The sequence below is a fragment of the Micromonospora sp. 15K316 genome (assembly GCF_004348525.1).
Taxonomy (GTDB): Bacteria; Actinomycetota; Actinomycetes; order Mycobacteriales; family Micromonosporaceae; genus Micromonospora.
Window position 1 is genome coordinate 1 of sequence record NZ_SMKG01000209.1, and the last position, 10,574, is coordinate 10,574.

11 protein-coding genes are annotated in these 10,574 nt (G+C 72.8%); 8 read left to right on the plus strand and 3 right to left on the minus strand.

The annotated features are described in order from the left end of the window. Positions 1-103: 103 nt before the first annotated feature. Complete coding sequence (locus E1211_RS26415) at positions 104-316, minus strand: acyl-CoA carboxylase epsilon subunit (protein ID WP_132351981.1); 213 nt, start codon at positions 314-316, stop codon at positions 104-106. A 92-nt stretch (positions 317-408) separates the two neighbouring features. Between E1211_RS26415 and E1211_RS26420 the strand changes: the two genes are divergently transcribed. Further along, positions 409-2,592, plus strand: coding sequence for a serine/threonine-protein kinase (locus E1211_RS26420; RefSeq protein WP_132351983.1), 2,184 nt, complete (start codon positions 409-411; stop codon positions 2,590-2,592). A gap of 89 nt (positions 2,593-2,681) precedes the next feature. Then, positions 2,682-2,924 (plus strand): hypothetical protein, encoded by a 243-nt coding sequence (locus tag E1211_RS26425; RefSeq protein ID WP_132351985.1) that lies wholly within the window; start codon positions 2,682-2,684, stop codon positions 2,922-2,924. Between the two features lie 81 nt (positions 2,925-3,005). Here the strand turns inward: E1211_RS26425 and E1211_RS26430 are convergent, their stop codons facing one another. Beyond that, positions 3,006-3,761 carry a lysozyme gene (locus tag E1211_RS26430; protein WP_132351988.1) on the minus strand — a complete coding sequence of 252 codons (756 nt, stop codon included), beginning with the start codon at positions 3,759-3,761 and terminating at the stop codon, positions 3,006-3,008. 197 nt (positions 3,762-3,958) lie between these two features. On the opposite strand from E1211_RS26430, the gene E1211_RS26435 reads away from it, so the two are divergent. The 4 genes from E1211_RS26435 to E1211_RS26450 all read left to right on the plus strand — a co-directional run bounded on the left by E1211_RS26435 (position 3,959) and on the right by E1211_RS26450 (position 7,171). Then, positions 3,959-4,705 (plus strand): M50 family metallopeptidase, encoded by a 747-nt coding sequence (locus tag E1211_RS26435; RefSeq protein ID WP_132351990.1) that lies wholly within the window; start codon positions 3,959-3,961, stop codon positions 4,703-4,705. A 65-nt stretch (positions 4,706-4,770) separates the two neighbouring features. Continuing rightward, the gene (locus E1211_RS26440) at positions 4,771-5,754 is read left to right on the plus strand and encodes a ketopantoate reductase family protein (RefSeq protein WP_132351992.1); all 984 of its coding nucleotides are present in this window, start codon (positions 4,771-4,773) and stop codon (positions 5,752-5,754) included. Positions 5,755-5,817: 63 nt separating this feature from the next. Then, positions 5,818-6,318: an RNA polymerase sigma factor gene (locus E1211_RS26445; RefSeq protein ID WP_132351994.1), complete on the plus strand. Its 501-nt coding sequence runs from the start codon at positions 5,818-5,820 to the stop codon at positions 6,316-6,318. Next, on the plus strand, positions 6,311-7,171 hold the full coding sequence (locus tag E1211_RS26450; RefSeq protein WP_132351996.1) for a hypothetical protein: 861 nt from the start codon (positions 6,311-6,313) through the stop codon (positions 7,169-7,171). Before E1211_RS26445 ends, E1211_RS26450 begins: the two co-directional genes overlap by 8 nt. Before the next feature lie 108 nt (positions 7,172-7,279). Here the strand turns inward: E1211_RS26450 and E1211_RS26455 are convergent, their stop codons facing one another. After that, entirely contained in the window at positions 7,280-8,863 is a 1,584-nt protein-coding gene (locus tag E1211_RS26455) for an acyl-CoA carboxylase subunit beta (protein WP_132351998.1), read from the minus strand. A gap of 86 nt (positions 8,864-8,949) precedes the next feature. Between E1211_RS26455 and E1211_RS26460 the strand changes: the two genes are divergently transcribed. Next, entirely contained in the window at positions 8,950-9,825 is an 876-nt protein-coding gene (locus tag E1211_RS26460; protein WP_132352000.1) for a biotin--[acetyl-CoA-carboxylase] ligase, read from the plus strand. A 164-nt stretch (positions 9,826-9,989) separates the two neighbouring features. Further along, positions 9,990-10,562: a PH domain-containing protein gene (locus tag E1211_RS26465; protein ID WP_132352002.1), complete on the plus strand. Its 573-nt coding sequence runs from the start codon at positions 9,990-9,992 to the stop codon at positions 10,560-10,562. Positions 10,563-10,574 lie beyond the last annotated feature (12 nt).

Sequence of the window (10,574 nt, forward strand, 5' to 3'; positions counted from 1 at the left end):
GGCAGGGGGAGCGACCGGGAGGGGCGGTCTGCAGTGGGGAGCGCGAACGAGCGGGAAGAAGCCGGCAGGGGAGGGCGACCGGCTGGGAGAGAGTGTGCCGGGATCAGCGGGGGAGGCCGGAGGCGCGCCAGGCGCCGGGGCCTGCGGTAACGCCTGCGGCGACGGCCCGTCCGCTGCGCGCCCAGGCGGATGCGGCGGCGGGAGCGGGCGCGGCGGCCGGACGCGAGCGGGCGACGACCGCGCCGACCAGCGCGGCCAGTTCCTCGGCGGTCGGGACCCCGCGGACGACCCGGAGCAGCGGCTCTTCGGCAGACATGAGGCCAGAGTACGCGCCGGGCAACCCGAGCTTCACCGCAACGTGGCGTGCCGCCGGTGTGGCTGTCGGCGTCGCCGGGTACCGTCTCTGCGATGTCGAACGCGCTTCCCCAACTCGTCGCTGACCGGTACCGGCTTATTTCGCCGCTCGGTCAGGGTGGCATGGGTCGGGTGTGGAAGGCGCGTGACGAGGTGCTGCACCGCGACGTGGCCATCAAGGAGTTGGTCCCGCCGCCCAGTCTGACCGACGACGAGCGCCGTGAGATGCGGGAACGCTCGCTGCGGGAGGCGCGGGCCATCGCCCGGCTCAACCACATCAACGTCGTCCGCATCTTCGACGTGCTGCGTACCGACGGTGACCCGTGGATCGTCATGGAGTACGTCGCGTCGAAGTCGTTGCAGGACACGCTCGCCGAGTCCGGCCCGGTGCCGTCGGCCCGCGCGATCGAGATCGGTCTCGGTGTGCTCGGCGCGCTGAAGGCCGCGCACAAGGCCGGGGTGATGCACCGTGACGTCAAGCCGGGCAACGTGCTCCTCGGCAACGACGGCCGGGTGGTACTGACCGATTTCGGTCTGGCCACCATCCCGGGTGACCCGAACGTCACCCGGACCGGCATGGTGCTCGGCTCGCCCGCGTACATCGCGCCGGAGCGGGCCCACGACGGTACCGCGGGGCCGGAGGCCGACCTCTGGTCGCTGGGCGCCACCCTCTACGCGGCGGTCGAGGGGAAGTCACCGTACGCGCGGCCGTCGGCGATCGCGACGCTCGCGGCGCTGGCCACCGAGCCGTTGCCGCCGCCGAAGAACGCCGGCCCGCTCAAGCCGGTGCTGCAGGGGCTGCTGCGCAAGGACCCGCGGGAGCGGATCGACGCCGAGACGGCGGAACGCATGCTGCGTCGCGCCAACGGTCGACGCTCGCGGGGGATCTCGCTGCTCGATGGGGTACGCAGGCCGGGGCCGAACGGGCCGCGTCTGCCGCGCCCGACCGTGGTGCCGGCTCCGCGCCCGGCCGAGCCGGCCGAACCGCCGGTCGCCCCTCCGGCGCCCCGGGCGCCGTCGGCGGCGGCCCTGGCGGGGCCGGCGGCGGACGCCACCGCGAAGGTCCCCGCCGGCGTGGACGCCGCGCCGACAGCGAAGGTCGACCGGTCCACGGTGGACGCGGAGCCGACGACGATTGTCGACCGGCCGGCGAGCGCCGACCCGACCGCGAAGATCGACCTTCCGGCCCGGGATGCCGAGCCGACGACGACTGTCGACCGGTCGACCGCGGACGACGCGCCGACGACGGCGGAGGCCGACCGGTCGACGACGGACGCGGAGCCCACGACGACTGTCGACCGGTCGACGGTCGATGCCGACCGCACCGCCAAGGTGGAGCCCCCGGCCGCCTCCGCCGACAGTCGGCCCAGTACGAAGGCCGGCGGCTCCGGGGAATCGGTCGAGGTGGCGAGGCCGGCCGACGGTCGGCGGACCGAGCGCGGCGCGTCCGCGCCACACCGACCGGCGAACCCGACGTCGGTGCTGCCGGCGAGTCCGCCGGCCGGGCCGACCGGGCGCGCGCCGATCCCGGCGACCGACGGCACGCCGACCGATCGGAAGCGACGCAACCTGCTCGTCGGTGTGCTGGTGGCCGTGCTCCTGGTCGGTCTCGCGGTGGTGGTGCCGCTGTTGACCAGCGGCGACGACCCGGAGGACGGCGACCGCCCGACGGCTGGCGGGAGCGTCGGCTCGGCTTCCGCCTCCGCGCCGCCGACCTCCGCGCCCGCCTCACCGCCGCCCACCAGCGCCGCGCCGAGCGTGACGCCGAGCGCCAGCGCCTCCCCGAGCGGCGGCATCCCGGCCGGGTGGTCGTTGCGCAAGGACCCGGTCGGCTTCTCACTGCCGATCCCGAAGGGGTGGATCCGCAGTGCCGGCGGCACCTGGGTGCGGTACGCGGACCCGAACGGCGTCGGGGAGCTGACCATCGACCGGACCAGCAACCCGGGATCGGACGCGGCGAAGGCCTGGCGGGACATCGAGCCGGACCGTGCGTCGTTGGTCAACAACTACGAGAACCTCGGTATCCACTCCATCGACTGCCGGTGGAAGACCTGCGCGGACTGGGATTGGCTGGAGACCCGCGACGGTACCCGCATCCACGTGCGGAACCGGGGCTTCGTGACCGCCCACAACCGGGGGTTCGCGCTCCGCTGGGAGGTCGCGCAGAAGGACTGGACCGCCAGCCTGCCCAACTTCGAAATGATCTTCCGCGAGTTCGTGCCGGACCGGCAGGACTGACCACGGGATTTCGTACCGCTGCGAGTCTTTCTCGCATGACCTTCCGCCGTCCGGGGTAATTGGACCTTGACGACGGAAGGAGGTACGACATGGGTTACCGACGGAGGGACGCCCGGCCGCGGGTGGCGCTGTGGATGTTGGTCGCGTTCGGCGACGCGGTCCTGCTCCTGGTCGGTCTCGGGATCCCCGCGCTCGTCGCGCTGGTAAGCGTCGTGGCCGTCACCGTCGCCGGGGTGGGTGCCTGGCTGGTGGCCCGACGCGGCGTTCAGGTCCAGGAGGACGCGCTGCCCGCCCGGGTCGGGGTGCCGGTCCGTCACCGGCGACGAATCTGATACGCGCAGGTGGTCGTGGCGGCAGCCGGACCGGTTGTCGACCGTACGGTGACAGCCGACCCCGCTGCCGCCACCTGCCCGTCACGGGGTGTTGTTCGCGAGCGCGATCAGGCGCGAGCGGTCGCCGTTCCAGTAGTTGCGGTCGACGTTGCCGCTGATCCCGGAGACGCTGCCGGTGCTGGTGTACTGCCAGAAACTCCAGACCGGGGCGCCGGCCGGCAGGGTGCCGGGCGCGCTGGCCCAGCGGGCGATCCAGAGCGGATGGTTGCCCCACGGTCCGCTCCAGCTTCCGGTGCACTGGTTCCACCAGCTGGTGGTGGTGTAGATGACGGCGTAGCGGCCGGTGCGCGAGCGGTAGGTGTTGAGGAAGTCCTGCACCCAGTTGCGCATCCCGGTCGTGCTGAGGCCGTAGCAGTAGCCCCCGCTGTAGGGGTTGGCCTCCAGGTCCAGTGCTGCGGGGAGCGTGCGGCTGTCGGCCGACCACGCGCCTCCGTTGGAGGCCAGGTAGTTCGCCTGGACCGCGCCGGAGGAGATGTTGGGGCGGGCGAAGTGGTACGCCCCGCGGATGACGCCCGCGTTGTAGGCGGCCACGTAGTTGGTGTTGAACCGCGGGTCCTTGTAGCTCGTGCCCTCGGTGGCCTTGATGAAGGCGAACTGGATGCCCGCGTTGCGGACGCTGGTCCAGTTGATGACGCCCTGGTAGTGGGAGACGTCGATGCCGGGAACGGTGGCGGCGGCCGCCGGGCCGGTGGTGGCGACGAGGGTGGCGGCGGCGGTGGCGACGACGGTGAGGCCGGTTGCGAGGAGACGGCGCAGCGGTGATCTGGTACGGGACACGGGTACCTCCAGGGGGAGCGGGGGTATATCCATTGATGGAAATCTTTGGAGGTAATCACCCAAGATCACAAGGGGGGCAAAAGAAACTTTCAGTAGCGGTGGGATGGCGCCGGCGGATCCGCACGTGACGTCGCCAGGAGGGCACGGTGCGTCACGGAGGTGATCTCCGGCGGGACGGACCGGTAGGCTCGCGCCCCATGGTGTCGTTCGACGGGCTGACCGACCTCTGGGACCGGCTGTTCGGCGCGCAGCCCGACCCGCCGCCGCTGTTGGTCGTACTGACCGGGCTCGCCGCGCTGGTGGTGGTCTCCACCCGGCTACCGTGGCGGATCGCCCGCAACGCGATCACCATCGCCCACGAGGGGGGCCACGCGCTCCTCGCCCTGCTCAGCGGCCGCAAGCTGCGCGGCATCCGGCTGCACTCGGACACCTCGGGGCTGACCCTCTCCGCCGGCCGCCCCACCGGGCCGGGCATGATCCTCACGCTGCTCGCCGGGTACGTCGCACCGCCGCTGGTCGGGCTCGGCGGTGCCTGGCTGCTCGGCGGCAACCGGATCACGCTGCTGCTCTGGGTTGCCGTCGTGCTGCTGCTCGCGATGCTCGTGATGATTCGCAACGCCTACGGCGTGATCTCACTCCTCGTCACCGGCGGCGTGGTGCTCGCCGTCTCCTGGTACGCCTCGCCGCAGGTCCAGGCCGCGTTCGCGTACACCGGGGTGTGGTTCCTGCTGCTCGGCGGCGTACGACCGGTGGTCGAGCTGCAACGGCTGCGCTCCCGGGGCCGCATGCCCGCCTCCGACGCCGACCAGCTCGCCGGGCTCACCCCGTTCCCGGCGTTCTTCTGGGTCACCGTCTTCGCCCTGGTCAACCTGGCCGTGCTCGCCGTCGGCGCCACCCTCCTGGCCGACCCCCTCCTGGACGGCACCCCACTACCCACCCTCTGACCACGATCGGCCCGGCCGCCCGACTCACCGAGTCGGCACCGGTCGGGGCGGGGCAGAATGAGCCCATGCGGTACGTGATCATCGGGGCCGGCGCCGTCGGCGGGACCATCGGCGGGCGGCTGGCGGCGGCCGGTCACGACGTCACACTGGTGGCGCGCGGCGCGCACCTGGCCGCGCTGCGGGAACGCGGCCTGACCCTCCGCCAACCGGAGCAGGAGCGGACCGTACGGCTGCCCGCGCTCGACGGCCCGGACGGGCGGCCGCTGCCCGCCGACACCGTGCTCGTGCTCACCGTCAAGTCGCAGGACACCGCCGGCGCCCTGGCCGCCTGGGTCGACGCTCCGGTGGCCGGCGGCGGCACCGCAGGAGAGCGGCTGCCTCTCCTCACCGCGCAGAACGGCGTGGTCAACGAGCCCGCCGCCCTGCGGCTCTTCGCCCGGGTGCACGGGGTGTGCGTCTGGCTCCCCGCCACCCACCTCGAACCCGGGATCGTGGTGGCCAACGGCCACCCGCATCCGGGAGTGCTGCACCTCGGTCGCTATCCGTCCGGTTCGGACGACACCGACCGTGCGGTCGCCGCCGAGCTGACCGCCGCCGGCTTCGTCGCGCCGGTGCGGCCGGACGTGATGCGCTGGAAGTACGGCAAGCTCCTGGGCAACCTCGGCAACGGGCTCCAGGCGCTCCTCGGCCGGGACATCCCCGAGGAGTTGGCCGGGCGGGTCCGGGACGAGGGCGAGGCGGTGCTCGCCGCGGCCGGCATCGCGCACACCAGCCGGGCGGAGGAGGCGGCCGAGCGCGGCGACCTCGTGCAGCACCGGCCGGTCGGCGGCGAGCAACGGTCCGGCGGGTCCACCTGGCAGAGCCTGGCCCGGGGTGCCGGCTCGGTCGAGACCGACCACCTCAACGGCGAGGTCGTGCTGCTGGGCAGGCTGCACGGCGTACCGACGCCGGCCAACGCCGCCGTACAGCAGGCGGTACGCCGAGCCGTGCGGGAGCGGATCCCGGCCGGCCACTTCCCCGCCGACGAGCTGGCGAAATTGCTCGGCTGACCGGGGCAACCGCGCGCACCGTGCGGCGCGTGTCCACTGCGACCGCACGGGGGAGGTGGCCAGGTGCCGGACGTCGAAGGGTTCGACGAGTTCTACCGGGGCAGCCGGCAACGGTTGCTCGGCTTCGTGTACGTACTCACCGGCAACCTCGCCGAGGCGCAGGACGCGGTGCAGGAGGCGTACATCCGGGCCTGGCAGCGCTGGTCGACGGTGAGCGGCTACGACGACCCGGAGGCGTGGACCCGGGTCGTGGCCAGCCGGATCGCGGTGAGCCGCTGGCGCAGCCTGCGCAGCCGAGCCCGCGCGTACCTGCGCCACGGTGCGCCGGAGAGCGTCCCGGCCCCGGGCACCGACACCGTGGAGGTGGTCGCCGCGCTGCGCCGGCTCCCCGAGGAGCAGCGCACCGCCATCGCGCTGTACTACCTGCTCGGCATGCCGGTCGCCGAGGTGGCCCGGCAGACGCAGGCCCCGGAGGGAACTGTCAAGGCAAGGCTGTCGCGGGGGCGGGCGGCGCTCGCCGGGCTGCTCGCCGTCTCTGATCTGGAGGAGGCCGCCGATGCGTGACGACCTGACGTTCGTCGAGAAGGTGGAGCGGGACCTGCGGGACGTACGCTGGCCCGGCCCGGAGGAGATCCGCGCCCGCGCCCGGCGGCGCAGCCGGCGGACCGTCGCGGCGGTGACCGCCGTGCTGGCGCTCGCCGGGGCCTCCGCCGTCGCGGCGGTCGCACCGGGTCAGTCCTCGGCACCCCCGGCCGCCTCGGTCGAGCCGGGCGTGCCCGTCCGTGCGGAGATCACGACGGAGGCGCTGCTCCGCCCGGCCGACCTCGGGCTCGGGCCGGCGCAGACCCAGCTCACCGAGTCGGGGCTGGCGGAGCCGATCCGGATCGACGAGATGCTCGGTGCCTGCCGGAGCAGTAAGGGTCTGTCGCAGACCTGGCCGTCGCGTTGGTCGCGGTCCCAGACCCTGCTGGCCGAGCCGCCCGACGGCGCCGACCGCGCGCCCGGCGACGTGCAGGCGATGCAGGACGTCTACCGCCTCGCGCCGGGCGGAGCCGAGGCGTTCCTCACCGACCTCGATCAGATCATCGCCCCGTGCGCCCGGTGGCCCAGCGTCGGGCCGTACGAGTGGAAGGGGCGGACCGGTACCGCGGAGGCGGTACACCAGTGGCGTGTCGTCCGGCGGGACTTCGCCGGGGACGGTGCCGCCATGGTGCGGCACGTCGTGTCCCCGCCTCGCGACGTGAAGACCGGCGAGACGTTCGGCGACGTTCCCCAGCCGACGTACCGGGCGATCATCCGGGTCGGTGACCTCGTCGCGGTGCTCGGCCTCGGACGGCACGGCACAGAGTCCGAGCTGATCCAGCTCTCCACCGTCGCTGCCGCCCGGTTGTGCCAGGCGGCGAACCCGGGCTGCTGAGCCGCCGCCGTTGATCCGCGCAACTTCAGGGAAACTGCGGCCTCCCGCAGCCCGGAGGCGACACTTTCCCTGAAGTTGCGCCGGATCTTGGCGCGGGCGCGCGTCGGCTCAGAGTGGGATGTTGCCGTGCTTCTTCGGCGGCAGGGTCTCGCGCTTCGTACGCAGCACCCGCAGCGCGCGGACGATCTGACCGCGCGTCTCGTGCGGGGCGATGACGGAGTCGACGTAGCCCCGCTCGGCCGCGACGTACGGGTTGGCCAGGGTGTCCTCGTACTCGGCGACCTTCTCGGCGCGCACCGCGGCCGGGTCCTCGGCCCCCGCCAACTCCGAGCGGTAGAGGATGTTCACCGCTCCCTGGGCGCCCATCACCGCGATCTGCGCGGTCGGCCAGGCGAAGTTCAGGTCCGCGCCCAGGTGCTTCGACCCCATCACGTCGTACGCGCCGCCGTACGCCTTGCGCGTGATCACGGTGACCTTCGGCACGGTGGCCTCGGCGTACGCGTAGATCAGCTTCGCGCCCCGGCGGATGATGCCGTCCCACTCCTGCCCGGTGCCGGGGAGGAAGCCGGGAACGTCCACGAAGGTCAGCACGGGGATGTTGAACGCGTCGCAGGTGCGGACGAAGCGGGCGGCCTTCTCCGACGCGGCGATGTCCAGCGTCCCGGCGAAGTGCATCGGCTGGTTCGCGACGACACCGACCGGACGCCCCTCGACCCGGCCGTAGCCGACGACGATGTTCTGCGCGTAGAGCGGCTGCACCTCGAGGAACTCCCCGTCGTCGAGCACGTGCTCGATGACCCGGTGCATGTCGTAGGGCTGGTTGGCCGAGTCGGGGATCAGCGTGTCCAGCTCCCGGTCCTCGTCGGTCACCGACAGCTCGGCCGGGGCGTCGTGGACCACCGGCTCGTCGAGGTTGTTCGACGGCAGGTACGACAGGAGGGCCTTGACGTACTCGATCGCGTCCTCCTCGTCCGTGGCGAGGTAGTGCGCGTTGCCGCTGCGGGTGTTGTGGGTGTGCGCGCCGCCCAGCTCCTCCATGCCCACGTCCTCACCGGTGACGGTCTTGATGACGTCGGGGCCGGTGATGAACATGTGCGAGGTCTGGTCGACCATGACGGTGAAGTCGGTGACCGCGGGGGAGTAGACGGCACCACCCGCGCACGGCCCCATCACCAGCGAGATCTGCGGGATGACGCCGGAGGCGCGGACGTTGCGGAAGAAGATCTCCCCGTAGAGGCCGAGGCTGACCACGCCCTCCTGGATCCGGGCGCCGCCGGAGTCGTTGATGCCGATGACCGGGCAGCCGATCTTCATGGCGAGGTCCATCACCTTGACGATCTTCTCGCCGAAGACCTCCCCGAGGGAGCCGCCGAAGACGGTGAAGTCCTGGGCGAAGACGCAGACCTGCCGGCCGTCCACCGTGCCGTAGCCGGTCACGACACCGTCGCCGTACGGGCGGGTCCTCTCCAACCCGAAGTTGGTGGAACGGTGCCGGGCCAGCTCGTCCAGTTCGACGAAGGAGCCCTCGTCGAGCAGCAGCTCGATCCGCTCCCGGGCGGTCTTCTTGCCCCGGGCGTGCTGCTTCTCGACCGCCCGCGCCGACCCGGCGTGCACCGCCTCGTCGACCCGACGCTCCAGGTCGGCCAGCTTGCCGGCGGTGGTGTGATTGTTGATCCCGGTGTCGGTAGTCACCCAGGGAATATAACGATGGTTCAGGACCGGGCCGCTGTGCAGTACACCTCAGTACGCTTGCTCACCCCCGCCCGTAGGCTGGCGGGATGCCGGGCTCTCCGTACACCGATCTGGACCGACCGCCGCTGTCGGCGGCCCGGCTGCGCCGGGCGTTGGTCGCCCCGTACGGCCCGTGGGCCCGCCTGGAGGTGAAGGCCGAGACCGGCTCCACCAACGCCGACGTGGCGGAGGCGGCGCGGGCGGGCGAGCCCGAGGGTCTGGTGGTGGTCGCCGAGCGGCAGAACGCCGGCCGTGGCCGACGGGGCCGGGTGTGGCAGTCGCCGCCGCGGGCCGGCATCGCGGCGAGCGTGCTGCTCCGGCCCGGGGAGGCGGTCACGGAGCGCGGTTGGCCGGCGGCGCCGACGAGCGCGTACGGCTGGCTGCCGCTGCTGGCCGGGGTCGCGCTCGTGGAGGCGGTGGCCCGCCTGGGCGAGCTGGAGGCCACCCTGAAGTGGCCCAACGACCTGCTGATCGGCGAGGCCAAGTGCGCCGGCCTGCTCGCCGAGGCGGTGCCGGGCGCGGGCGCGGAAAAGCCTCCGGCCGTCGTCGTCGGCATCGGGCTCAACGTCACGCTCCGCACCGACGAGCTGCCCGAGAACCCCACCGGGCTGCCGGCCACCTCGCTGCAACTGGCCGGCGCCGCGACCACCGACCGTGACCCGCTGCTGCGGGCGCTGCTGCGGTCCCTGGCCGACTGGTACGACCGCTGGCGTACGGCCGGCGGCGATGCGGCCACCAGCGGCCTGCGGGAGGCGTACCTGGCCGCCTGCGCCACGATCGACCGGCCGGTACGGGTGCTGCTCCCCGACGGGGCCGAGCTGACCGGCACCGCGACCGGGGTGGACCTGGACGGCCAGCTGGTGGTGGAGACCCCGGACGGTCCCCGTTCCGTGGCCGCCGGCGACCTTCTGCACCTGCGCTGACCGGGGGCGGTAGCCCTCGGCGCGGGTCCGTTCGTCCGGTCGGCGCGGGTCACGTGCCGATCGGCAGGATCGTGGGGGGTCAGTGACGGCCGACCGCGCGGCTGATGGTCGGATGTGCGGTGGCCGGTTACGGTCACCGCGTCCGTTTCTGCGAGGAGGTTCGCGTGGCGTTCCCTGAAGACGTGCTCACCGAGGACGAGCATGTCGTGTTGCACCTGCACCCGCACTGGAAGGCGCTGATCCGGCCGGTGGTGGTGCTGGTGCTGGCCGTCGCCGCGGTGGTGGCCGGTGCGGTACTGCTCCCCGCCGGTACCGGCGGATCGATCGGACTGGCCGTGATCGGCGCGCTCGCCCTGGTGGCGGTGGTCTGGTTCACGCTCTGGCCGTTCCTGGTCTGGCGCACCACCCACTACCTCTTCACCAACGAGCGGGTGCTGCTCCAGCACGGCGTCTTCTCCCGCGACCGGCGGGACATCCCGCTCACCCGGGTCAACGACCACTCGATGAGTCAGAAGTTCATCGAGCGGTTGCTCGGCGCGGGCACGCTGACCATCGAGTCGGCCGGTGAGCGCGGCCAGTCCGTCCTCGTCGACGTTCCGCAGGTGGGGCAGGTGCAGACGAAGCTCTACGAGCTGGTCGAGGAGCAGCACGACAAGCACTCGCTGGGCGACGGTGAGATGCGCGAGATCCTGGCCGACATGCGCGAGGGCAAGCCTCTCCGCGACCCCTCCGCCTGACCCCCTCCCGGC

Bases quoted from the DNA above. Each gene is read 5' to 3' on its own strand.
- E1211_RS26420 (WP_132351983.1), top strand. From the start codon at position 409: ATGTCGAACGCGCTTCCCCAACTCGTCGCTGACCGGTACCGGCTTATT.
- E1211_RS26415 (WP_132351981.1), bottom strand. From the start codon at position 316: ATGTCTGCCGAAGAGCCGCTGCTCCGGGTCGTCCGCGGGGTCCCGACC.
- E1211_RS26460 (WP_132352000.1), top strand. From the start codon at position 8,950: ATGCCGGGCTCTCCGTACACCGATCTGGACCGACCGCCGCTGTCGGCG.
- E1211_RS26450 (WP_132351996.1), top strand. From the start codon at position 6,311: ATGCGTGACGACCTGACGTTCGTCGAGAAGGTGGAGCGGGACCTGCGG.
- E1211_RS26440 (WP_132351992.1), top strand. From the start codon at position 4,771: ATGCGGTACGTGATCATCGGGGCCGGCGCCGTCGGCGGGACCATCGGC.
- E1211_RS26425 (WP_132351985.1), top strand. From the start codon at position 2,682: ATGGGTTACCGACGGAGGGACGCCCGGCCGCGGGTGGCGCTGTGGATG.
- E1211_RS26435 (WP_132351990.1), top strand. From the start codon at position 3,959: ATGGTGTCGTTCGACGGGCTGACCGACCTCTGGGACCGGCTGTTCGGC.